The 23,003-nt window shown below is 67.7% G+C and carries 24 protein-coding genes; 11 read left to right on the top strand and 13 right to left on the bottom strand.

What is annotated here, in order from left to right; genetic code table 11:
• Positions 1-66 precede the first annotated feature (66 nt).
• Both CAG33_RS14765 and CAG33_RS14760 read right to left on the bottom strand, forming a co-directional pair.
• Entirely contained in the window at positions 67-1,272 is a 1,206-nt protein-coding gene (locus tag CAG33_RS14765; RefSeq protein WP_085585851.1) for an MFS transporter, read from the bottom strand.
• A gap of 130 nt (positions 1,273-1,402) precedes the next feature.
• A complete protein-coding gene (locus tag CAG33_RS14760; protein ID WP_085638984.1) occupies positions 1,403-5,692 on the bottom strand; it encodes a DEAD/DEAH box helicase in 4,290 nt (1,429 codons plus the stop codon).
• 298 nt (positions 5,693-5,990) lie between these two features.
• On the opposite strand from CAG33_RS14760, the gene CAG33_RS14755 reads away from it, so the two are divergent.
• Complete coding sequence (locus tag CAG33_RS14755) at positions 5,991-6,875, top strand: sugar nucleotide-binding protein (protein ID WP_085585855.1); 885 nt, start codon at positions 5,991-5,993, stop codon at positions 6,873-6,875.
• Entirely contained in the window at positions 6,868-7,797 is a 930-nt protein-coding gene (locus CAG33_RS14750) for an NAD-dependent epimerase/dehydratase family protein (RefSeq protein ID WP_085585857.1), read from the top strand. Before CAG33_RS14755 ends, CAG33_RS14750 begins: the two co-directional genes overlap by 8 nt.
• Before the next feature lie 244 nt (positions 7,798-8,041).
• Here the strand turns inward: CAG33_RS14750 and CAG33_RS14745 are convergent, their stop codons facing one another.
• From CAG33_RS14745 to CAG33_RS28770, 8 genes are all read right to left on the bottom strand, one after another.
• The gene (locus CAG33_RS14745; protein WP_085585859.1) at positions 8,042-8,740 is read right to left on the bottom strand and encodes an OmpW family protein; all 699 of its coding nucleotides are present in this window, start codon (positions 8,738-8,740) and stop codon (positions 8,042-8,044) included.
• A gap of 213 nt (positions 8,741-8,953) precedes the next feature.
• Positions 8,954-9,472: a DUF3299 domain-containing protein gene (locus CAG33_RS14740; RefSeq protein ID WP_085585861.1), complete on the bottom strand. Its 519-nt coding sequence runs from the start codon at positions 9,470-9,472 to the stop codon at positions 8,954-8,956.
• A gap of 11 nt (positions 9,473-9,483) precedes the next feature.
• A complete protein-coding gene (locus CAG33_RS14735) occupies positions 9,484-10,749 on the bottom strand; it encodes an FtsX-like permease family protein (protein ID WP_085585863.1) in 1,266 nt (421 codons plus the stop codon).
• Between the two features lies 1 nt (position 10,750).
• Positions 10,751-11,461, bottom strand: a complete 711-nt coding sequence (locus tag CAG33_RS14730; RefSeq protein ID WP_085638981.1) for an ABC transporter ATP-binding protein — start codon at positions 11,459-11,461, stop codon at positions 10,751-10,753.
• Between the two features lie 29 nt (positions 11,462-11,490).
• A complete protein-coding gene (locus CAG33_RS14725) occupies positions 11,491-12,084 on the bottom strand; it encodes a DUF2796 domain-containing protein (RefSeq protein ID WP_085638978.1) in 594 nt (197 codons plus the stop codon).
• Positions 12,085-12,241: 157 nt separating this feature from the next.
• The gene (locus CAG33_RS14720; RefSeq protein WP_085638974.1) at positions 12,242-12,808 is read right to left on the bottom strand and encodes a hypothetical protein; all 567 of its coding nucleotides are present in this window, start codon (positions 12,806-12,808) and stop codon (positions 12,242-12,244) included.
• Positions 12,805-13,755, bottom strand: coding sequence for a CHAP domain-containing protein (locus CAG33_RS14715; protein WP_085638971.1), 951 nt, complete (start codon positions 13,753-13,755; stop codon positions 12,805-12,807). Before CAG33_RS14715 ends, CAG33_RS14720 begins: the two co-directional genes overlap by 4 nt.
• Entirely contained in the window at positions 13,752-14,333 is a 582-nt protein-coding gene (locus tag CAG33_RS28770; RefSeq protein WP_256575572.1) for a PAAR domain-containing protein, read from the bottom strand. Before CAG33_RS28770 ends, CAG33_RS14715 begins: the two co-directional genes overlap by 4 nt.
• 134 nt (positions 14,334-14,467) lie before the next feature.
• Here CAG33_RS28770 and CAG33_RS14700 point away from each other — a divergent pair, with 134 nt between their 5' ends.
• Positions 14,468-14,821 carry a hypothetical protein gene (locus tag CAG33_RS14700; protein ID WP_085585874.1) on the top strand — a complete coding sequence of 118 codons (354 nt, stop codon included), beginning with the start codon at positions 14,468-14,470 and terminating at the stop codon, positions 14,819-14,821.
• 4 nt (positions 14,822-14,825) lie between these two features.
• On the opposite strand, the gene trxA is transcribed toward CAG33_RS14700, so the two are convergent.
• From trxA to CAG33_RS14685, 3 genes are all read right to left on the bottom strand, one after another.
• On the bottom strand, positions 14,826-15,698 hold the full coding sequence (gene trxA / locus CAG33_RS14695; protein WP_085585876.1) for a thioredoxin: 873 nt from the start codon (positions 15,696-15,698) through the stop codon (positions 14,826-14,828).
• A gap of 68 nt (positions 15,699-15,766) precedes the next feature.
• Entirely contained in the window at positions 15,767-16,420 is a 654-nt protein-coding gene (locus CAG33_RS14690; RefSeq protein ID WP_085633555.1) for a methyltransferase, read from the bottom strand.
• Entirely contained in the window at positions 16,417-16,881 is a 465-nt protein-coding gene (locus tag CAG33_RS14685; RefSeq protein ID WP_085638968.1) for a YbaY family lipoprotein, read from the bottom strand. Before CAG33_RS14685 ends, CAG33_RS14690 begins: the two co-directional genes overlap by 4 nt.
• A 128-nt stretch (positions 16,882-17,009) precedes the next feature.
• Here CAG33_RS14685 and nrdR point away from each other — a divergent pair, with 128 nt between their 5' ends.
• From nrdR to CAG33_RS14645, 8 genes are all read left to right on the top strand, one after another.
• Complete coding sequence (gene nrdR, locus CAG33_RS14680; protein ID WP_007906838.1) at positions 17,010-17,474, top strand: transcriptional regulator NrdR; 465 nt, start codon at positions 17,010-17,012, stop codon at positions 17,472-17,474.
• The gene (gene ribD / locus CAG33_RS14675) at positions 17,471-18,601 is read left to right on the top strand and encodes a bifunctional diaminohydroxyphosphoribosylaminopyrimidine deaminase/5-amino-6-(5-phosphoribosylamino)uracil reductase RibD (protein WP_085633559.1); all 1,131 of its coding nucleotides are present in this window, start codon (positions 17,471-17,473) and stop codon (positions 18,599-18,601) included. Before nrdR ends, ribD begins: the two co-directional genes overlap by 4 nt.
• Before the next feature lie 47 nt (positions 18,602-18,648).
• Complete coding sequence (locus CAG33_RS14670; protein WP_085633561.1) at positions 18,649-19,314, top strand: riboflavin synthase; 666 nt, start codon at positions 18,649-18,651, stop codon at positions 19,312-19,314.
• Positions 19,315-19,345: 31 nt separating this feature from the next.
• Positions 19,346-20,437, top strand: coding sequence for a bifunctional 3,4-dihydroxy-2-butanone-4-phosphate synthase/GTP cyclohydrolase II (gene ribBA / locus CAG33_RS14665; RefSeq protein WP_085585886.1), 1,092 nt, complete (start codon positions 19,346-19,348; stop codon positions 20,435-20,437).
• A 91-nt stretch (positions 20,438-20,528) separates the two neighbouring features.
• Positions 20,529-21,005 carry a 6,7-dimethyl-8-ribityllumazine synthase gene (ribE, locus tag CAG33_RS14660; RefSeq protein WP_003228649.1) on the top strand — a complete coding sequence of 159 codons (477 nt, stop codon included), beginning with the start codon at positions 20,529-20,531 and terminating at the stop codon, positions 21,003-21,005.
• Positions 21,002-21,502 (top strand): transcription antitermination factor NusB, encoded by a 501-nt coding sequence (gene nusB, locus CAG33_RS14655; RefSeq protein ID WP_085585888.1) that lies wholly within the window; start codon positions 21,002-21,004, stop codon positions 21,500-21,502. Before ribE ends, nusB begins: the two co-directional genes overlap by 4 nt.
• Positions 21,503-21,519: 17 nt before the next feature.
• The gene (gene thiL / locus CAG33_RS14650; protein WP_085633563.1) at positions 21,520-22,485 is read left to right on the top strand and encodes a thiamine-phosphate kinase; all 966 of its coding nucleotides are present in this window, start codon (positions 21,520-21,522) and stop codon (positions 22,483-22,485) included.
• Positions 22,482-22,985 (top strand): phosphatidylglycerophosphatase A, encoded by a 504-nt coding sequence (locus CAG33_RS14645; RefSeq protein WP_085585892.1) that lies wholly within the window; start codon positions 22,482-22,484, stop codon positions 22,983-22,985. The genes thiL and CAG33_RS14645 overlap by 4 nt, the downstream gene beginning before the upstream one ends.
• Positions 22,986-23,003: the final 18 nt, after the last annotated feature.

Raw genomic sequence — 23,003 nt, 5'->3', positions numbered from 1 at the left:
GGCGGCTGGTCGGGCCTCAATGCCTCAGACCGCTCGTCATCGCCGGCAAACAGCAGCCGGGAGAACTCAGTGCCCGATGACCACGCGGCCCGCCGTCGGCTCGGCCTGCACCGGCCCCAGGCGATCCAGCCGACCGCTCCACGCCGTCAGCGCCAGGGCCGCCAGCACCACCAGGCCGCCGATCCATGCGGTGTGGATCAGGCCCAGGTGTTCGACGATCAGCCCGCCGCCCCACGCCCCGCCGGCGATCCCCAGGTTGAACGCGGCGATGTTCAGCCCCGACGCCACGTCCACCGCCCGTGGCGTGTGATGCTCGGCCTGGCGCACCACGTACACCTGCAGGCCCGGCACGTTGCCGAACGCGACGGCGCCCCACACCAGCACGGTGGCCAGGGCCAGCCATGGGTTGGCGGCGGTGAAGGTCAGGGCGAACAGCACGGCGGCGAGCAGGGCGAAGATGATCTTCAGGGCGCCGATGGGCCCGCGCCGGTCCGCCAGACGGCCGCCCCAGAGGTTGCCCGCCGCGACGGACACGCCGTACACCAGCAGCACCAGGCTGACCGCCCCGGCGCTGAAGCCGGAGATGTCCTGAAGGATCGGCGCCAGAAAGGTGAAGGCGATGAACGAGCCGCCGTAGCCGATGGCGGTCATGGCGTACACCAGCAGCAGGCGCGGCTGCTTGAGCACCTGCAACTGCTGCACCAGCGACGCCGGTTGGCTGTGGGCGATGGACTTGGGCACGTACAGCAGGCTGCCGATGAACGCGACCACGCCCAGCGCCGACACGGCGAGGAAGGTTTCGCGCCAACCGAAATGCTGGCCGATGAACGTGCCCAGCGGCACTCCGGTGACCAGCGCCACGGTCAGGCCGGTGAACATCACCGCGATCGCGCTGGCGGCCTTTTCCTTGGGCACCAGGCTGGTGGCGATGGTCGAGCCGATGGAGAAGAACACCCCGTGGGCCAGGCCGGTGACAATCCGCGCCAGCACCAGCGACTCATAGGTCGGCGCCAGCCAGGCCAGCAGGTTGCCGAGGGTGAACAGCACCATCAACGACAGCAGCAACAGCTTGCGCGGGACTTTGCCGGTGAGGGCGGTGAGCACCGGGGCGCCGACGGCGACCCCGAGCGCGTACAGGCTGACCAGCAGCCCGGCGGACGGCAGGCTGACGCCCAGGTCGGCGCCGATGGTGGGAAGCAGGCCGACGATGACGAACTCGGTCGTCCCGATGGCGAATGCGCTGAGCGTCAGCGCGAGCAAGGCAATGGGCATGACTGCACTCCGGTAGGGAATTGAATGGAGCGCAGTGTCGGGGTTGGGGCCTTGCGGAAAAATACAGGGGCGGGCATTTGATATTTGCCGGCGAAGCAAAGATCCCGGCGAACCCCGTGACCGGGCGTTTCTAGCGGTGCTGGATCAGTTTGTTGCGCAGCGCCGTCATGTCGTCCGGCACCAACTCCAGCCAGTACTGCTGTTTGCCGGCGATCTCGGCGGCGGCTGGCACGCCGTCTCGGTACACCAGCCGGTTGCCCGCCAGCGCCGGCACTTTCGCGCCCGGCAACAGGGTACCGGCCAGGTTCAGCGGGTCGACCCCGCACACCGCCACCAGGCTGCCGTCGTGGGGCCGGCGGCGGACCTCGCGCAGCAGCGGGATCGCTTCAGGCAGGGCGAACTGCTCGCCCGCCAGGCCGCTGACGAAGCGCCCGCCACGGATTTCGCCCCGGGCCTCCAGGCGATGAAAGGTGTGGAGCAGCTCGCGCCAGCTCGGCAGCCAGTCCGCTTCGCGCTCCAGCAAGCGCCAGAACACCACGCCGTAGCGGCGCAGCAGGGTCATGGCGATGTGTTCCAGGGCTTGGGGTTTATCCACAGGCGCGCCGCGCCGCAGCAGGGCCCAGCGTCCGGCATCGTCCATGCCGCCGGCGAAGGCGCCGCGCCCGCGCCGGTGGCTGCGTTGCGGGCGTTTGCCGGCCGGAGCGGTCAGCGCCCGCAGACCGGCAAAGCTGTCGGCGTTCACCAGGCCCGCGCCCACCAGTTCCTGCAAGGCGATCTCCAGTTCCGAACGCAGCAGGTGCGCTTCGTGGATCAGTTCGTCGAAAAACAGCGCGCCGTGCAGGCTCAAGGCCTCGAACACTTTTTGGGCTTTGGGCGACAGTTCATCGCTCGGCGTCTGCTCGGTCAGCCCGCTCCACAGCCCCACCCGGCTGCGCGGCAGCAGCACCACCGGCGTGCTGCGCAGGGCGCTGGCGCCCGAGGCCGGTCGGGCGTTCAGGCGCATCCACACCTGTTTGCCGCTGCGGCACAGCTCGTCCAGCCAGCCCGGCGAATAGTCCTTGAGCCTGGCCGGCAGCAGGTCGCTGTCCCAGGCCGACGCGGCCGCCGGGTAGCCTTCGAACTGGGCGACGATGGCCGGCAGCACGGCGTTGCCCTGGCCTTGGGTGGCGGCGGACAGGTGCTGCCAGTCGAACAGGAAGCGCATGAAGTCCTGCAGCGTCACCGGTTCGATTTCCCGGCGCAGGCGCTTGACCGTGTAGCGGTGGATCCGCGCCAGCAGGTGCCGCTCGCACCACTCTTCGACGTCCAGCCCCGGGGTGAAACGGCCACGCAGCACATAGCCCTCGTGCTCCAGCCGGGCCAGGGCCTGCCGGATGAGCGAGGCCGGCTGCGCCAGCGGTTCGCTGATGGCCTCCACCGGCAACGGGCCGAAGCCGCCGAGCCGGGCGCGGATCACCTCGACCAGCGCGTCATCGGCCGTCCAGGCTTCGTCGAAGCCGGGCAGCGGCTCCAGCGCCGGATGCCGTTCGGCCTGTGGATAAAGCGCCAGCAGACAAGCGAGGCGTTCCCGCGCCAGCCACAGTTCCTGCTGCGCACCGATCCGCAAACGGCAGGCGCGTCCGCTGTCGGCCAATGCCTCCAGCCATTGCGGCCAGCGTGGATCGGCCTGGGCCTCGCGGTCGCTGACGCAGGCCAGGCTCATCAGCGCTTCGTGCATTTCGTCGAGGTTGCCCGGTGCCGGCCAGGCCTCTTGCGCGACGGCGGCAATCGCCTCGGCGTCCAAGGCGCCGAGGTCGTCGGTGGACTGCGGATCGCTCCAGCGGCGGTTGAGCACCGCCTGGGTGCGGCGCTCCTCCAGCGGTGCGTCATCGAGGAAGGTGTAGGGGCGGGCGCTGAGGATCTCGGCGGCCAGCGGCGAGGGCGCCGGCAGGTCGCGGCTGACCAGGCGCACGTCGCCGCGCTCGATGCGCCGCAGCAGGGCGAGCCAGCCTTCGGTGTCCATCGCTTCGTGCAGGCAGTCGTCGATCGTCTGCTCGACCAGCGGATGGTCCGGGATCTCACGCTCGCCGGCGAGGTTCTCAAGGCAGGCGATCTGGTCGGGAAACACGCTGGCGATCAGGTCTTCGCTTTTCATCCGCTGCAGCTGCGGCGCGACCTTGCGCCCGCCGACGAAGCGCGGCAAGGCCAGCGCCACCCCGGCGTTCCAGCGCCAGCGCACGCCGAACAGCGGCGCGTCCAGCAGCGCCTGGATCAGCACGTGTTTGGCGCTGTCGCTGCGCAGGTAACGCCAGACGTCGTCGAGGGCGAAGCTGTGGCTGGTGGACAGCGACAGCACGATGGCGTCTTCGCTAGCGGCCGCCTGCAGCTCGAAGTTGAAGGTGCGGCAGAAGCGCTTGCGCAGGGCCAGGCCCCAGGCGCGGTTGATGCGGCTGCCGAACGGCGAGTGGATGATCAGTTGGGTGCCGCCGGACTCGTCGAAGAAGCGCTCCATCAGCAGCGTGTCCTGGGACGGCAGGGCGCCGAAGGATTGGCGGGCGCGGGCCAGGTAGTCCACCAGTTGCTCGGCGCTTTCGGGGTTCAGGCCGAGGGTCGCGGTGAGCCAGTCGAGGGCCGGTTGCAGGTCGCCGGGGCAGGCGCCGAGCAGGGCGTCGAGCTGCGCGTGCAGGCGCGCCACCGCCGCCGACAGTTCGGCGCTGCGTCCCGGCGCCTCGCCGAGCCAGAACGGGATGGTCGGCGGCTGGCCCTGGGCGTCCTCGACCCGCAGCTTGCCGGTCTCCACCCGCAGGATGCGGTAGGACGTGTTGCCGAGCTGGAACACGTCGCCGGCGATGCTCTCCACGGCGAAGTCTTCGTTGACGCTGCCGACGTTCAGGCCCTGGGGCTCCAGCAGCACGCTGTAGTCGGCGTTGTCCGGGATGGTGCCGCCGCTGGTCACGGCGGTCAGCCGCGCGCCGCGCCGGCCGCGCAGGGTGCGGCCGACGGCGTCGCGGTGCAGGTAGGCGCTGCGGATGCCCTGGCGGCCGTTGTAGCCTTCGGCGAGCATCGTCAGCAGCGCCTGATAGTGCTTGTCGTCGAGGCCGGCATAGGGTTCGGCCTGGCGCAGCAGCGCCAGCAGCGAGGCTTCGTCCCATTCCCGGCAACTGACTTCGGCGACGATCTGCTGCGCCAGCACGTCCAGCGGCGCTTCGGGGATGTGCAGGCGGTCGAGTTCGCCCCGGCGCACGCAGTCGAGCAGGGCCGCGCATTCGATCAGGTCGTCGCGGGAGGTGGCGAACAGCCGGCCCTTGGGCGTGCCGCCGACCTGGTGCCCGGAACGCCCGACCCTTTGCAGGAACGCGGCGATCGAGCGCGGCGAGGCGATCTGGCACACCAAGTCGACCTCGCCGATGTCGATGCCCAGCTCCAGCGCGGCGGTGGCCACCAGCACGCGCAGCTCGCCGCGCTTGAGCCGCTGTTCGGCCTCCAGCCGCGATTCCTTGGCCAGGCTGCCGTGGTGCGCCGCCACCGCGTCCTTGCCCAGGCGCTCGCTCAAGTGCCGGCTCAGGCGTTCGGCCAGGCGCCGGGTGTTGACGAACACCAGGGTGGTGCGGTGTTCGCGCACCAACGTGGCGAGGCGCTCGTACACCAGTTCCCAGACGTCGTTGGCCATCACCGCAGACAGCGGCACGGGCGGCACCTCGATGCCCAGGTCCCTCGGCCGGGCGTGGCCGATGTCGATGATCTCGCAGGGGCGGCCATGGCCGGCCAGGAACCGCGCCACCGTCTCGATGGGCGTTTGGGTGGCCGACAGGCCGATGCGCAACAGCGGCTCCGGGCACAACGCCTGCAAACGCTCAAGGCTCAGGGCCAGGTGGCTGCCGCGCTTGCTCGCGGCCATGGCGTGGATCTCATCGACGATCACCGTGCGCACGGTGCCGAGCATCTGCCGCCCGGACTCCGAGCCGAGCAGCACGTAAAGCGATTCGGGGGTGGTCACCAGAATGTGCGGCGCGCGCTTGCGCATCGCGGCGCGGTCGTTCTGCGGGGTGTCGCCGGTGCGCACGGCGGTGGTGATCTCCAGCGCCGGCAGGTCCATCCGGCGCAATTGCTCGGTGATGCCCGCGAGCGGATCCTGCAGGTTGATGCGGATGTCGTTGGACAACGCCTTGAGCGGCGACACGTAGACCACCAGGGTCGCGTCCGGCAGCCCGTCCGGGTTTTCCAGGCCACGGCGCACGAGGTCGTCGAGCACGGCGAGGAAGGCGGTGAGGGTCTTGCCGGAGCCGGTGGGCGCCGCGATCAGGGTCGAACGGCGCTGGCGGATCAGCGGCCACGCGCGGGCCTGGGCGGCGGTGACCGTCGGGAAGGTGCTGGCGAACCAGGCGCTGACGGCGGGATGAAAGCCTGCCAGGGCGCTGTCGGCGGGGAGGGGCAGATTCATGGGGCCAGTTATGCGGGCGGGCGTTCGAAGATGCAAGTACCGCTGGGGATCTTCGGCGACACCGATCGCCGGCAGGCTCCCACAGGTTTTCGGGGGGACGACGCCCGTCCCTTGTGGGAGCCAGCCTGCTGGCGATGGGGCCTGTCGCCGCACCACAAAACCGGGGGGATCTACACTTTGCGGGTGACGGTTGCGCACTAAACCCGCAAAATGCAACGATTCCGGCAATGACCGGCGGCGGCGCCAGCCGCGCCGCCGCCATCGCCATGTTTCCCATCAGACTGGGCCTGCTGACTCTATGCGAATGCGCCTTATGTTACTGGGCGGCGGAAATGCCCTTGGGCAGGCGCTGATTCGCCTCGGTGCAGAGGAAGACATCGGTTTCCTCGCCCCCCGCCCGCCCGAAGACGGCTGGGATGCCGCGAGCCTGACCCAACTGCTCGACGACACCCGTCCCGACGCGTTGATCAACCTCGCCTACTATTTCGACTGGTTCCAGGCCGAGGCCGTCAGCGAAAGCCGCCTGGCCGGGCAGGAACGCGCCATCGAGCGTCTGGCCGAACTGTGCCAGCACCACAACATCATCCTGTTGCAGCCCTCCAGCTACCGGGTGTTCGACGGCTCCCGCGCCACCGCTTACAGCGAAAAGGACGAACCGGTGCCGCTGGGCCTGCGCGGCCAGGCCCTGTGGCGCATCGAACAGAGCGTGCGTGCCACTTGCCCGCAGCATGTGCTGCTGCGCTTCGGCTGGCTGCTGGACGACAGCCCAGAGGGCACGCTGGGCCGTTTCCTCGCTCGCGCCGAACAGCCGGACGAACTGCTCCTGGCCGATGACCGCCGGGGCAATCCGACTCCGGTGGACGACGCGGCACGGGTGATCATTTCGGTGCTCAAGCAACTCGATTGCGCGGCGCCGTTGTGGGGCACGTACCATTACGCCGGCCAGGAGGCGACCACGCCGCTGGCGCTGGGCCAGGCGATCCTGACCGAAGCGCGCGGCCTGCATCCGCTGGCCGTCGAGGCGCCGACCGCCCAGGCCCACGCCGCGCGTCCCGACGCCGCCGAAGAGCCGCAGCACGCGGTGCTGGCCTGCAAGAAAATTCTGCACACCTTCGGGATCAAGCCGCGCGCCTGGCGCGCCGCGCTCCCGGGCTTACTGGATAGGTTTTACCGTCATGGCTGAAGGCCCTGTTTTAATCACCGGCGGCGCCGGTTTCATCGGCTCGCACCTGGTCGACGCACTGCTCGCCAAGGGCCGTTCGGTGCGGGTGCTCGACGACCTGTCCACCGGCAAGCGCAGCAACCTGCCGCTGGACAACCCCAAGGTCGAACTGGTGGTCGGCGATGTCGCCGACGCGGCGCTGGTCGCCACGGCGATGCAGGGCTGCAGCGCGGTCGCCCACCTGGCCGCTGTGGCCTCGGTGCAGGCGTCGGTGGACGACCCGGTGAAGACCCACCAGAGCAACTTCATCGGCACCCTCAACGTCTGCGAGGCCATGCGTGTGGCCGGCGTCAAACGTGTGCTGTTCGCCTCCAGCGCGGCGGTGTACGGCAACAACGGCGAAGGCCAGGCGATCGACGAAGACACCCCCAAGGCCCCGCTGACGCCCTATGCGTCGGACAAGCTGGCGGGCGAGCATTACTTTGATTTCTACCGGCGCCAGCACGGCCTGGAACCGGTGATCTTCCGTTTCTTCAACATCTTCGGACCGCGCCAGGATCCGTCCTCGCCGTACTCCGGCGTGATCAGCATCTTCAGCGAGCGGGCGCAGAAGGGCCTGCCGATCACCGTGTTCGGCGACGGCGAGCAGACCCGCGATTTCCTCTACGTCGAGGATCTGGTCGATGTGCTGGTGCAGGCCATCGAGAAGCCTGAAGCGCAGCCGGGTGCGGTGAACGTCGGCTGGAACCGCGCGACCAACCTCAAGCAGATGCTGGCCGAGCTGGAAAAGGTCGTCGGGCAACTGCCGACCGTGAGCTACGGCCCGGCCCGCTCCGGCGACATCCGCCACTCGCGGGCCGACAACCGGCGTTTGCTGGAGCGCTTCGAACTGCCGGCGCAGACGCCGATGAGCGTCGGCCTGGCGCGGCTGTTGGGCCGCTAAGCCGCCACAAACAAAAAAGGCGCCTTTGCAGGCGCCTTTTTTGCGGGCGGGGTATCGCGGTGAAGCCCGATGCGATCCCTGTGGCGAGGGAGCTCGCTCCCGCTCGACTGCGCAGCAGTCGCAGATCCAGTCAACGCGGTTTTTCTGAAGCACCGCTTCTGTCCGGTCCGGGGCCGCTTTCGCAGCCCGGCGGGAACGAGTCCCCTCGCCGCATTAGCCCTCATCCACCACCACGTGAACGTTCTTAGAACTTGTAGCCCAGACCGACCATGTACACAAACGGATCGACGTCCACGTTCACCCGTGCGCGGGTGCCCGGAGCCACGGCGTTGTTCTCCACGGTGGCGCGGGTGTCGATGTCGATGTAGCGCACCTGGGCGTTGAGCATGATGTTGTCGGTCAGCATGTAGTCGGCGCCCACCTGCCAGGCCAGGCCCCAGGAGTTCTTCGCCTTGAAGTTGCTGAAGCCGTTGGACTGGGCCTGGCTGCCGACGTGTTCGTCGTAGATCCAGGTGTAGTTGATGCCGCCGCCGATGTACGGCTGGAAGGCCGATTTCGAGTCCAGCGGGTAGTAGACCAGGCTCAGGGTCGGCGGCAGGTGCTTGAGGGTGCCGAGCTTGCCGTTGGCGGCGGCCAGGCCCGTGCCCTTGAGCTTCACGTCATGTTCGAACGGGGTCGCGGCGAGCAGCTCGACGCCCAGGTTCGGCGTGATCATGTAGGCGAAGTTCAGGCCCAGCTGAGTGTCGCTGCTCATGGTCGCCTTGCCGCCCAGGTTGGCGCCGCTCAACGGACCCTGGTCGACCTTGACGCTGGAGCTGTCGGCCTTCGGGTTGACGGTGATCGCGCCGGCGCGAACGATGATGTCGCCGGCTTCGTGGGCATGGGCGAGCGGGGCTGCGAGCGCAAATGCAAACAGCGAGGCGCTGAGCAAGGACTTGTTCATGGGGGCTCCAAAAGGACGTTGAAAAGGTTCGATGTCCAAATGGTACGGAGCCGTCTGATACGGTCTTTTGATTCAGCTCAATGAAACAGTGATCGTCGTTTTTTCTGCGGAACTTCGCCGGCCCCCGCTTGGATTTGTGCCTGAACACCGATCCCTGTGGGAGCCAGCCTGCTGGCGATGGCGAGCGCCCAGGCCTCGCCGCAGCCGGCGGATTCACTCCGGCAGTTCATAGACATAGATCTTGTCCGCCGCCATCTGATACCCGGCATCGGCCAGTTCGCTGGTGGACGGCTTGACCTGCAGCGGCCCCTCGACCCAGTAGGGCTGGTACAGCTCGTCGAGCTTCACGCCCAGCTCGCTCTTCACGTGCACGATCTGGTTCGACGGCGGTGGCGGCACGTGGATGCAGGCGCCGAAGTACGGCACCAGCAGGAAGTCCGTGGTGCGGCCTTCCTCGCTGACCTCCAGCGGCACGATGTAGCCCGGCAGGCGCACGTTCTGCCCGTCGAGGCTCTGCACCACCGGGGCGTTGGGCATGTCCTGCTTGGCCGCCGGGGCGGACTCGGCGGACAGCGCGTCGCCCATCTTCGACAGGTCGTGCAGCGGCGTCATGTTCGGCGTCTCCGCCGGCGCGTCCGGCGGGATCATCTCCGACCAGGTCAGGTCTTTCGGCGCGGCCGCCCACACGGGCAGGGCCATCAGCAACAGCAGCGCGAGCGCGGCGCGGGGCATGGGGGACATCCTCATAGTCGGATCGACAGGCCATCGGCCAGGGATTGGCGGTAGGCGCGCCAGGCCGGCACGCTGCCCATCAGCAGCGCGGCCGCCAGAATGCCACCGAGCAGCGTCCATTCATACTCGCTCGGCCAGGCCAGCGGCAGGTACAGCCCGTAGTTGGCCTGCACGTAACCTTGCGCCACGGCGATGCCGGCGTACAGCAAGGCCAGCCCGGCCACTGTCCCGGCCAGCGCCAGGACAAAGGCTTCCAGCACCAGCAAGCTTGCGATGTGCCAGGGCCGTGCGCCCACCGAACGCAGGATCGCCATCTCCCGGCGGCGTTCGTTGAGGCTGGTGAGGATCGCCGTGAGCATGCCGATCAACCCGGTCAGCACCACGAACAGCGACACCACGAACAGGGCCTTTTCGGCGGTGCCCATCAGGCTCCACAGCTCTTGCAGGGCCACGCCGGGCAGGATCGCCAGCAGCGGTTCGCCGCGGAATTCGTTGATCTCCCGTTGCAGGGCGAACGTGGAGATCTTGCTGTTGAGGCCGAGCATGAACGCGGTGATCGCCTGGGGCGTCAGGTCCATGTTGCGCGCCTGGTCGGCGCTGATCCGCCCGTTGCCCCGGGCCGGCACGCCGTTGTGCCAGTCGATGTGAATCGCCTCCATGCCGCCCAGGCTGATGTGCAGCGTGCGGTCCACCGGCGTGCCGGTGCGCTGGAGGATGCCGACCACGGTGAACGGCTTGTCGTCGTGCTTGACCAGGCTGATCGCCGCCACGCCGTGGGCCAGCACCAGTTTGTCGCCGAGCTTGTAGTGCAGCGCCTCGGCCACTTCGGCGCCGAGCACCACTTCGAACGGATCGGTGGCGAAGGCACGGCCGTCGGCCAGGGCCAGGTGCTGCTGGCGGCCGTAAAGGTAATGCTCGAAGTAGGCGCCGGTGGTGCCCATCACCCGGTAGCCCCGGTGGGAGTCGCCGAGGGACATGGGGATCGCCCATTTCACTTTCGGGTCGTTGGCGAACCGCTCGAAGCTGTCCCAGCGGATGTTGTTGGTGGCGTTGCCGATGCGGAACACCGAGTACAGCAGCAGGTTCACCGAGCCCGAGCGGGCACCGACGATCAGGTCGGTGCCGCTGATGGTGCTGGCGAAACTGGCCTTGGCCTCGGTGCGCACCCGTTCCACCGCCAGCAGCAGGCAGACGGAGAGGGCGATCGCGAACGCGGTCAGCAGGGCGGTGAAGCGGCGGTTGGCGAGGCTGGCCATGGCCAGGCGGAACAGATACATCTCAGACCTCGGCGGACGTGGCGGCGCGATTGAGTTCGGCCAGGGACAGGTGACGGTCGAACAGCGGGGCCAGGCTCTGGTCGTGGCTGACGAACAGCAGGCTCGATCCGGCGTCGCGGCATTCGGCGAACAGCAGGCGGAGGAAGTTTTCCCGGGCATCGTGGTCCAGCGCCGAGGTGGGTTCGTCGGCGATCACCAGTTCCGGCTGACCGATCAAGGCCCGTGCCGCCGCCACCCGTTGCTGCTGGCCGATGGACAGCGAGTCGGCGCGGCGGCCAAGGATGCCTTCATCGTTCAGGCCCAGGTGGGCGAGCAGGGTGGCGGCGGCCTGGTCGACGCTGCCGTGGCGCTGCTTGGCCCGCTGCGCCCGCAGCTTCGAGAAGTGGCAGGGCAGCTCGACGTTCTCGCGCACCGACAGGAACGGCAGCAGGTTGAACTGCTGGAAGATGTAGCCGGTGTGATCGACCCGGAAGCGGTCGCGGGCGCCGGCGCCGAGGTCGGTCAGTTCCTGGCCGAGCAGGCGGATGCTGCCGCGGCCGGGCTTCTGCACCCCGCCGAGCAGGCCGAGCAGGGTGGTCTTGCCGCTGCCGCTGGGACCTTTGAGGAACAAGGTCTCGCCGGCCTCCAGACGGAACGCCGGGATGTCCAGCAGCGGCGGGTGGCCGGGCCAGCTGAAGCCCAGGTCCGACAGTTCGATGAGTGCTTGGGTCATGGTGCCGATCCCACAGGGTTTGGGTGGGTTCAGAACTTCAGGGCCGCGGCCTTGGCCGTCACTTCGGTGCCTTGCTGACCGCTTGGGCCGATCAGTTGCACCTGGATTTTCTGGGTGGCCGGGAAGCTGCTGAACACCTTCGAAAGGTCCAGTGCCTTCAGCGCACCCGGCGTCGCGCAACTGAACTGATAGTGCGCGTGGATTTCGCTGTGGTCGTGGTGATGCTCGTGGCCGTCCTTGTCGGCTTCCTCGTCATGGTCGTCGTCGGCGTCGGGCTTGTCGCCGAACAGCGGGCTTTCCAGTTCCTGGCGGATGACCTTGCAGCCGGCGGCGGCCGGCAGGCTGAACAGCGCCAGCGGTTGCTCGAGCTGTGCGCGGGCGGCGGCGACCTTGGCCTTGTCGGCTTCGCTGGTGGCGGCGTGTTCGAAGCCGACCAGGTTCATCGCCGGGCTTTCCAGTTCCAGCTCCAGGGTCTGGCCGTCGAGCGCCGCGTTCAGGCGGCCGACGCCATGCTCGTGGGCACCGAGGCTGCCGTGTTCGTTGTCATGGTCGTGCTCGTCGGCGGCCTGGGCGACGGCCAGCGGCAACAGGGCAAACGGCAAAGCGAGCAGCAGACGGCGCATGGCGGTCTCCGGAAAGTAAAGTGAAGAGTTTGTTATGTAATCTTATAACGAAAGTGCGGAGAGTTTGCCCGCCCGCCCCGCATTGCGCAAGACATGAGCGCACGTTGCCCGCGCCAGGTCGCGGGCAACGCTCAGGCGTTGGAATGTTTGCGGACGGTCAGAACCCGTTGCCGGGATAGTCGAACCAGTAGCGGCCCGACAGCACCTGATGGATGAACCCAGGCTCCAGCACGTCCGGCGCATCGCGGTTGAAGCGCTGGCGCCAGGCCGGCAGCCACCAGTAATCGACGGCCGTGCCGCGTGGGTGCACCACCAGCGTCAGCACCTCCCGGTCGATGCTGGCCTGTTCGTACAGCTGGTGGCTGCGATCCATGAAGCCCAGGTACTGGCTGATCGGCAGCCGGAACATCAGCGCGGTGGCGTAGACCTTCTCGCTCTGGCTGAACGCCGGGTTCTGCAGGATCTGCACGGCCTCGCAGGCATAGGCTTGGGGTTGATCGGCGATCACGCGGCCCTGGGGCGTGGAGAGCACGTCGAAGCGGTTGTCGAGTTCGCGCCAGTCCACCCGGCCGTTGCGCTCGAAGTAGCCGTGGACGAACGCGCTCAGGGGCCCCGGCGCGCCGTCGCCGGGCGGGCAGGCCGTCAGGTCGGCGGGCGACCAGGACCGCCAGGCCGCAATCAGCGCCAGCGCAAGCACCGGGAGAATCCAGAAGAGTCGTTTCATTGGGGTGTGCTGTGCTTGTACCGTCGGAAAATGGTGAAGTCATGGTCGCTGTCGATGCCGTTGCCGGCGATCTGCCGGAAGCCGGCGTCGTTGACTTCGACCCTCTCCCAGCCGGCGGAAATGCACACGCCCTGTGCCAGGATAAAGCCGACGTGACCGCTCGCGTTGGAATAATTGACAGCATACGCGCCGATGTCGCCGGGTAAAGCCGAACGCTCCACCTTCCAGCTGTTGAGCAGCCGGGTGTCGTCGGCCCACTCGCCGGCCAGCGGCGGGCTGAGGTTCTTGACGCCCGGCAAGTACTTCGATTTGCCGTGCTCGATCAGCGCCACGTTGACCCCGATGGAGGTCAGCACGTCGTACACGAACAGGTTGCATTTGTTGGTGCCGGCCGCGAACTCCACGCTCTGCTTGAGCGTCGGGTGCTCCAGCGACCTTTTGCTCGTTTTGCCGGCCCATGCCGTGGAGCCCCGGTGCTGTAGGGCCGCGAGCAGTATCCGGCGCGGCATGTCCTGGATCATCACCTTGACGGTGCGGGTCTGGTTCTTGCGCTTGACCCCGTATTCCACCTCATAGAAAACATCGTTCGTGACGGCGCCGGTGGTGGACAAGGGCACCCTGACCCAGGGCGACACGGCCACCATCGTCAGGCGTGTGCCCGGGGTCAGCGTGGCGGTGTTGAGTGCCTTCTGCGCGCCGGAAGCCCCGACGACCCGCAGGCTGACTTCATGGCTGTCGCGGGTCTTGATGGTCTTGGTCTTTCCCGTGTCCTTGATGGTGACGAGGGTCTGCACCTTGTCCGGCTGCAGCAGGTACGTCTGGTCAGGACCGTCGGCCTGAGTGATCGAGTCGTCGATGACGTTGCCGTCGATCAGCAGCTGAAACTTCACGCCCCGGGGCGCTTGCATCAGGAAGTCCTTAAAGACCAGTCTGATTTCCGATTTCATGACGCCTCCTGATCCAGCGGCTCTTCGTAGACATAGAACGACCACTCGGCGTCTTCGCCGACCAGCAGGGTGTCGTAGTCTTCGGGGTTCTCCACGGCGTGTTCGCAGCCTTCGCCGGTGGCTGTGCAGGTGCTGTCTTCGAGAATGGCGGCCTTGTTCTTGTCCTTGAGGCGGTAGGCCAGGCCCGGTTTCTCGGTGTCGTCCTGGCGCTCGACGATCACCTGAAGATACCGGCGGGAGGCCAGGGCGGCGATGGGCGGGCCCATGTCGATGGGGGCGGGCCGACCGATGCCGGCGTAGCCGCTGTGCTGCTGGGTCAGTACCTTGTTGGCCATGGGCGGGCAGCCGCAGGCGACGTAGTCGCCCTCAAGCGCTGCGGGGCCTGCGGGCAGCATCAGGGTGCGCTCGCCCACCGCGACGATCGGCCCCTGGCCTGCGCTGCAGGCCGGGCAACTGGCGAGCTGCCCGATGGAGGCGATGATCTGCCCTTCGATCCTGAGATTTTCATTGCCTTCGAGCACCACGCCACCGGTAGAGGTGGGGGCTCCCTTGGAGGCCAGTTTCCTGCCTGCGGACATGGGCATCCTTCCCATGGAAAAAACAGAAATATAGACGCTCCCGGAGAATCTGCCCGCAGGCCGCTCATCGTGCGCTTGGCGTTGTGCACCGGCCATGGGAGCATGCCGGCCATACAGATGCGGGAGCGAAGCTTATGTTGCGGATACGCGGAACCGTCGGCGATGTGCCGGTGGACTTGACGCTGGAACTGGATGACGGCGACTGGGCGCGGCTCGGTACGCACTTCGGCGCATCCTTGCAGGCGGCGCCGCAGGCCGCCGCAACGCCTGCGGCGAAACCGTCGAACCAGGACGACGCATTGTGGCAGACCGCGCAGGAGCTGCTGCGCAAGGCCGGGCAGCTCAGCGGGCCGGACCTGCTGGAGCAGCTGGAAGGGCTGACCGGCAGCGCCGCGGCGGGCAAGCGCCTGCTGGTGCGGCTGCGCCACTCGTCGCAGGTGAAGGTGGCGAGCGGCGGGGATACGCCGCTCTACAGCTGGACCGAGTGACCGGTCAGTACAGCGCCGCGAACACCTTGCGCCGGTAGACGGTCACCAGCGGGTGATCGTTGCCCAGCAGTTCGAACACTTGCAGCAGGGTCTTGTGCGGCAGGCCTTCGCCGTAGCTGCGGTTGCGGATGAACAGCTTGAGCAGGGCGTCCAGCGCCGCTTCGTACTGCTGGCGGGCCAGTTGCTGGATCGCCAGTTGGTACACCGCTTCATCGTCCTGCGGGTTCTGCGCAAGGCGCGCCTTGAGCTCGGCGGCGTCCGGCAGGTCCCGGGCCAGGCCGAGGAACTTGATCTGGGCCTTGGCCCCGGCCAGCGCGGCCTTGTGCTCATCGCTCTTGACCGCGTCGAGCACGGTCTGCGCCTCGCCCAGCTCGCCGCGTTCGGTGAGGCAGCGGGCATACAGGATCAGCGCCTTGGCGTTGGTGTTGTCTTCGCCCAGGATCGCGACCAGCGCCGCTTCGGCGTCCGCGAACCGGCCGGCGTCGAACAGCGCCTGGGCCTGTTCGAACGGGTCGGCGGCGGCCGGCGGCGGCATCTGCACATGGGGCTCGAGCATCGCGCGCACGGCGGACTCGGGCTGCGCGCCGGCAAAGCCGTCCACCGGCTGGCCGTCCTTGAACAGCACCACGGTCGGCAGGCTGCGGATGCCGAAGCGGGCGACGATGTCCTGCTCGATGTCGCAGTTGACCTTGGCCAGCAGCAACTCGCCCTGATAGCTCTCGGCGATGCCCTGGAGCATCGGCATCAGCGCCTTGCACGGCGCGCACCATTCGGCCCAGAAATCCACCAGCACCGGTTTGTGGAAGGAGTTCTCGATCACCGACCGGTCGAAATCGGCGGTCGTGGCGTCGAAGATGTAGGGCGTTTGCTCGCTCATGGGGGCTCTCGTGAAAGCGTGGATGGGGCAACTATACGGGGTGGCGGGGTGTGGCCGGAAGCGGTTGGCTAGCGCCGCGCATGGTAAAGGCTGACATGCCGGAACTCTTCCGGTTCGGCCAGATCCGGCAGGGTCATGGCCTCCAGCATCTCGATGCGGGTGTACTGCGGATGGCGGAAGTCGCGCACCCGGGAGTCGGCCACCAAGGCCTCGCGCCCACGGCTGAGGAACGCGTCGAGCAGCGGCAGGTTGGCCCGGTCGTACAGCACGTCGGCGACCAGGATCAGGTCGAAGCGGTCCGCCTCGGCGAAGAAGTCCGTCGAGTAGCCCATCTCCACGCCGTTGAGGCTTGCGTTGGCCCTGCACGCGGCGATCGCCAACGGGTCGAGGTCGCAGGCCACCACCTCCGCAGCGCCGGCCTTCACGGCGGCGATCCCGGCGATGCCGGAGCCTGCGCCGAAGTCCAGCACGCGCTTGCCCCTGACCCATTCGGGATGTTCGGCCAGGTAACGCGCCACCGCCAGGCCGCTGGCCCAGCAGAAGCTCCAGTACGGCGGCTCGTGGAGAATGCGGCGGGTTTCGTCCGGGGTGAATTCCCGGGCCATGTTGTCGCCGTCGATCAGCCACAGGCGCAGGTCGGTGCCCGGCAGCGGGCAAGCCACCAGCCGGGCGTCGCCGAGCAGTCCGCTCAAGGCCTGCTGCAGGTCGAACGGTGCATTCATGGCGCTTTGACGAACTGCAGCGGGCCCAGTGCCTGGGTGGTCGGCTGGGTGATGGCCTGCGACGGCAAGTGCAGGATCAACTGGCCGGACTGGCTGGCGCGGCCGCGCAGCTCGACCCGGGCGCCGGCGGGGAAGGCGTCGGGGTTGAAGCGCAGGTGGAACGGCAGCGCCCGGTCGTTGCCGATCAGCGTGGCGCTGGCCAGCAGTTGCTGCGGCCGGTCCTTCTCGTCGATCACCAGCAGCGCCAGTTCGACTTCGGCGCCGGCGGGCACGCCTTGCAGGGTGCCGCTCAGCTCGCGCTGGTAGGCCGGCAGCGGGCCGAGGTCGGCGGCTTCCCGGGCCTTTTTCTGCGCCTGCTGCGGCGCAGGGCCCGGTGTCGGCGGCTGGGGCTTGGGCGCATCGCTGCCGCAGGCCACCAGCAGGCTGAAGAGACTGAGCAAAACGAGCGGACGTAACGGCATTGGCGGCTCCGTAAAAGTGAAATCCATGGATCGTCAGATCATGGCAGTCTGTATACCGCAAAGCCTATGGCTTGTCTTGCCACGGGGATGCGCTACCATGGCCCTCCCATTTTTTGTTGCCAGCCACCATGCACTGTCCCTTCTGCGGTGCCAACGACACCAAGGTCATCGACTCGCGTCTGGTCGCCGAGGGCGAGCAGGTGCGCCGCCGGCGTGAATGCCTGGCCTGCGGCGAACGTTTCACGACGTTCGAGACGGCCGAGCTTGTGTTGCCGCGCCTGATCAAAACCGACGGCAGCCGCCAACCCTTCGACGAAGAGAAACTCCGCGCCGGCATGCAGCGTGCGCTGGAGAAACGTCCCGTCAGCGTCGAGCGCCTCGAGTCCTCCCTGGTGCACATCAAGCACAAGCTGCGCGCCACCGGCGAGCGCGAGGTCAAGTCCCTCGTGGTGGGTGAGTTGGTGATGGCCGAACTGAAAAAACTCGACGAAGTCGCCTACATCCGCTTCGCGTCGGTGTACCGCCGCTTCCAGGATCTCAACGAGTTCCGCGAAGAGATCGACCGCCTGGCCCGCGAACCGGTGAAAGAATGACCGCCGCCGAACAGGCCATCCTCGACGCGCACTTCATGGCCCGGGCCCTGGAGCTGGCGCGCAGGGGCCACTACACCACCCACCCGAACCCGCGGGTCGGCTGCGTGGTCGTGCGCGACGGGCAGATCGTCGGCGAAGGCTGGCACGAACGCGCCGGCGAACCCCACGCCGAAGTCCACGCCCTGCGCGCCGCCGGCGAGCAGGCCCGGGGCGCCACCGCCTACGTCACCCTTGAGCCGTGCAGCCACCATGGCCGCACGCCGCCGTGCGCCGACGCGCTGGTCAAGGCCGGCGTCGGGCGGGTGGTGGCGGCGATGCAGGATCCGAATCCGCAGGTCGCAGGCCAGGGCCTGCAACGCCTGGCCGACGCCGGTATCGCCACCGCCAGCGGGGTGCTGGAAGGCGAGGCGCGCAAGCTCAACGAAGGCTTTCTCAAGCGCATGGAGCACGGCTTGCCGTTCGTGCGGGTCAAGCTGGCCATGAGCCTCGACGGCCGCACGGCCATGGCGAGCGGCGAGAGCCAGTGGATCACCGGCCCCGCCGCGCGCTCGGCGGTGCAGCGCCTGCGGGCCCAGGCCAGCGTGGTGCTGACCGGCGCCGACACGGTGCTCGCCGATGGCGCACGCTTGACCGTGCGGGCTGACGAATTGGGGCTGGATGCGGCGCAGACCGCGCTGGCCATGAGCCGGCCGCCGCTGCGGGTGCTGGTCGACGGCCGCCTGCGGGTGCCGCTGGACGCGCCGTTCTTCAAGGCCGGTCCCGCGCTGGTCGCCACCTGCGCGGCCGTGGAAGAGCAGCACGTCGACGGCCCCGAATGCCTGCACGTGCCGGGCGATGACGGCCAGGTCGACCTGCGCCGGCTGCTGGCCGAACTGGCCGGCCGCGGCGTCAACGAAGTGCTGGTCGAAGCCGGGCCGCGCCTGGCCGGTGCCTTTGCGCAGCAGGGGCTGGTCGACGAGTTCGTGATCTTCATCGCCGGCAAGTTCTTGGGCTCCGCGGCGCGTCCGCTGCTCGACTGGCCGCTGGCGTACATGAAGGACGCGCCGGAACTGAAAATCAGCGAAATCCGCGCGGTGGGCGATGACTGGCGAGTCACCGCAATCCCTCTGCCTGCCGCGAGCGTATAATTCCCGGCCATCGCGTTAGCGCAGGCGCCGTTCTCAAGGAGAACCCCATGTTCACCGGCATCATCGAATCCATCGGCAGCATCCGTGCACTGACCCCCAAGGGCGGTGACGTGCGGGTGCATGTCGAAACCGGCAAGCTCGACCTGAGCGACGTCAAGCTGGGCGACAGCATCGCGGTCAACGGCGTTTGCCTGACGGCGGTCGAACTGCCGGGCAACGGCTTCGCCGCCGACGTCAGCCGCGAAACCCTCGACTGCACCGCCATGAATGACCTCAAGAGCGGCAGCCCGGTCAACCTGGAAAAGGCCCTGACCCCGACCACCCGCCTGGGCGGGCACCTGGTTAGCGGCCACGTCGACGGCGTCGGCGAGGTGGTGTCGCGCAGCGACAACGCCCGCGCCGTGGAATTTCGCATCCGCGCGCCGAAGGAACTGGCCAAGTACATCGCCCACAAGGGCTCGATCACCGTCGACGGCACCAGCCTGACGGTGAACGCGGTCGACGGCGCCGAGTTCCTGCTGACGATCATTCCGCACACCCTGAGCGAAACCATCATGGCGTCCTACAAGCCGGGCCGCCGGGTGAACCTGGAGGTCGACCTGCTGGCGCGCTACCTGGAGCGCCTGCTGCTGGGCGACAAGGCCGCCGAGCCGAGCGCCGGCGGCACCATCACCGAAAGCTTCCTGGCCGCCAACGGCTATCTCAAATCCTGAAACTCAATTTCTGAAAGAATGGGGGTGCCTTGTGGCGCTCAATAGCATCGAAGAGCTGGTTGAAGACATCCGCCAAGGCAAGATGGTCATCCTCATGGATGACGAAGACCGCGAGAACGAAGGCGACCTGATCATGGCCGCCGAATGCTGCAAGGCCGAGCACATCAACTTCATGGCCAAGCATGCCCGCGGCCTGATCTGCATGCCGATGACCCGCGAGCGCTGCGAGACCCTGAAGCTGCCGCTGATGGCGCCGCGCAACGGTTCCGGGTTCGGCACCAAGTTCACCGTGTCGATCGAGGCCGCCGAAGGCGTGACCACCGGCATCTCCGCCGCCGACCGCGCCCGCACCGTGCAGGCGGCGGCCGCCAAGGACGCCAAGGCCGAAGACATCGTCAGCCCCGGCCACATCTTCCCGCTGATGGCCCAGGCCGGCGGCACCCTGGCCCGCGCCGGCCACACCGAAGCCGCCTGCGACCTGGCGCGCATGGCCGGTTTCGAGCCGAGCGGGGTGATCTGCGAAGTGATGAACGACGACGGCACCATGTCCCGCCGCGCGGAACTGGAAACCTTCGCTGCCGAACACAACATCAAGATCGGCACCATCGCCGACCTGATCCACTACCGGATGATCCACGAACGTACCGTTCAGCGGATCGCCGAGCAGCCGCTGGACAGCGAACTGGGCCAGTTCAACCTGGTCACCTACCGTGATTCGGTCGAAGGCGACGTGCACATGGCCCTGACCCTGGGCAACGTCTGCGCCGAAGAGCCGACCCTGGTGCGCGTGCACAACATGGATCCGCTGCGCGACCTGCTGATGGTCAAGCAACCGGGCCGCTGGAGCCTGCGCGCCGCCATGGCCGCCGTGGCCGAGGCCGGCAGCGGCGTGGTGCTGCTGCTCGGTCACCCGCTCGACGGCGACGTGCTGCTGGCGCACATCCGCGAGACCGGCGATCAGGCGGCGGCGAAAAAACCGACCACCTACAGCATCGTCGGCGCCGGTTCGCAGATCCTGCGCGACCTGGGCGTGCGCAAGATGCGTCTGATGAGCGCGCCGATGAAGTTCAACGCGATATCCGGTTTCGATCTGGAAGTTGTAGAATACGTGCCCTCCGAATGATGACCGGTTGTTTCCGGCCCTTGATTCGCGGTTCAAATATCCCTGAGGGGCGCGTAACAGACGCGTCCCGGCTCTTTAAGAGATCTGACGAATGACCCTGAAGACCATCGAAGGTACTTTCATCGCTCCAAAAGGCCGCTACGCTTTGGTAGTGGGCCGTTTCAACAGCTTCGTGGTTGAAAGCCTGGTCAGCGGCGCAGTCGATGCCCTGGTTCGCCACGGCGTGAGCGAAAGCGACATCACCATCATCCGCGCACCGGGCGCCTTCGAAATTCCGCTGGTCGCGCAGAAAGTCGCCCAGAAAGGCGAATTCGCAGCGATCATCGCGCTGGGCGCGGTCATTCGTGGCGGCACCCCGCACTTCGAATACGTGGCCGGCGAATGCACCAAGGGCCTGGCCCAGGTCTCCATGGAGTTCGGCGTACCGGTCGCCTTCGGCGTGCTGACCGTCGATTCCATCGAGCAAGCCATCGAACGTTCCGGCACCAAGGCCGGCAACAAAGGTGCCGAAGCTGCCCTGTCCGCCCTGGAAATGGTCAGCCTGCTGGCGCAGTTGGAGGCCAAGTGATTAGCGACGACAGCGATCGTTTCAACCCGCGCGATCCCAAACCAGCGAACGCCGGCAAGCCCTCGAAGAGCGCCAAGCGCCGCGAAGCCCGTCAGCTCGCGACGCAGGCGCTGTACCAGTGGCACATGGCCCGGGCTTCGTTGAACGAGATCGAGGCACAGTTTCGGGTCGACAACGATTTCACCGATGTCGACGGCGCGTATTTCCGCGAGATCCTGCACGGGGTTCCGGCCAACCGCACCGAGATCGACAACGCGCTCACGCCTTGCCTGGACCTGGCCATCGAAGAGCTGGATCCGGTCGAGCTGGCGGTGCTGCGCCTGTCCACCTGGGAGCTGCTCAAGCGCGTCGACGTGCCTTACCGCGTGGTGATCAACGAAGGCATCGAACTGGCGAAGGTCTTCGGTTCGACCGACGGTCACAAGTTCGTCAACGGCGTGCTGGACAAACTGGCCCCGCGCCTGCGTGAAGCTGAAGTGAAGGCGTTCAAGCGCTGACCGGCGCTTGAGACCTCATGGGCGAGTTTGAGCTGATCCGCAACTTCTTCGCCGCCGCGCCCTGTGCGCAGGGCGGCGAGGGCGTTGCCCTGGGGATCGGCGACGACTGCGCCTTGCTGGCGGTTCCTTCCGGGGAACAGCTGGCGGTTTCCACCGATACGCTGGTGGCCGGCGTGCATTTCGCCGACCCCTGCGATCCGTTCCTGCTCGGTCAGCGTTCGCTGGCCGTGGCGGTCAGCGACCTCGCTGCCATGGGTGCCACGCCCGTTGCCTTTACCCTTGCCCTGACCCTGCCTTCGGTGACCGCCGACTGGCTGCAGGCCTATGCCCGCGGCTTGAGCCAGATGGCCCAGGGCTGCGGCGTGGCGCTGGTGGGCGGGGACACCACCCGTGGGCCGCTGAGCCTGACCATGACCGTGTTCGGCCGCGTGCCGGCGGGCCAGGCCCTGACCCGCAGCGGCGCGCGCCCAGGCGACCTGCTGTGCGTCGGCGGCGAGCTGGGCAATGCCGCCGGTGCCTTGCCGCTGGTGCTGGGGCAGCGCGAGGCGGCGGCCGATGTCGCAGGACCGCTGCTGGCGCACTACTGGTCGCCGCAGCCGCAACTGGCCTTGGGCCAGGCGCTGCGCGGCAAGGCCACGGCGGCGCTGGACATCTCCGACGGCTTGCTCGCCGACTGCGGGCACATCGCCCTGGCGTCGAACGTGCGGCTGGAGGTGGAGCGCGAGCGGGTGCCGCTGTCGGACGCACTGGTGGCGTTCCTCGGCCAACCGGGCGCCGAGCGTGCGGCCCTGAGCGGCGGCGACGACTACGTGCTGGCCTTCACCTTGCCGTCCGTCGAATTGCCGGCGCTGCTGGCCGACGGGTGGCCGGTGCATGTGATCGGCCGCGTGGCGCAGGGGCAGGGCGTGGCGCTGCTCGACCGCGACGGACGCGACATCACCCCGCAGATCCGGGGTTATCAACATTTTCAGGAGTCACCGTGACAGATCACCCGAAACAGGTTCCGGCCGAATGCGTTCCGCCGTCGGTCTGGCGCAATCCGTGGCATTTCCTGGCCTTCGGATTCGGTTCCGGCACCTTGCCCAAGGCGCCGGGCACCTGGGGCTCGCTGGTTGCGCTACCCTTTATTCCGTTGTGGCAGATGTTGCCCGACTGGGGTTACTGGCTGATGCTGGGCATCACCATGCTGTTCGGCTTCTGGCTGTGCGGCAAGGTGGCCGACGACCTGCGGGTGCATGACCACGAAGGCATCGTCTGGGACGAGATGGTCGGGATGTGGATCACCCTGTGGCTGGTGCCGGAAGGCTGGTACTGGCTGCTGGCCGGGTTTGTGGTGTTCCGCTTCTTCGACATACTCAAGCCGTGGCCGATCCGCTGGGTGGACCGGCATGTGCACGGCGGCGTCGGGATCATGCTCGACGACGTACTGGCCGGCGTGTTCGCTTGGCTTGCGATGCAGGGACTGGTGTGGATTTTCGCCTGAGCGCTCAGGCGTGCACGG

The organism is Pseudomonas sp. B3(2017) (assembly GCF_002113595.1).
GTDB lineage: Bacteria > Pseudomonadota > Gammaproteobacteria > Pseudomonadales > Pseudomonadaceae > Aquipseudomonas > Aquipseudomonas ekonensis.
The sequence above is the reverse complement of the archived record's forward strand: the minus strand, read 5'-3'. Positions and strand labels throughout refer to the sequence as shown.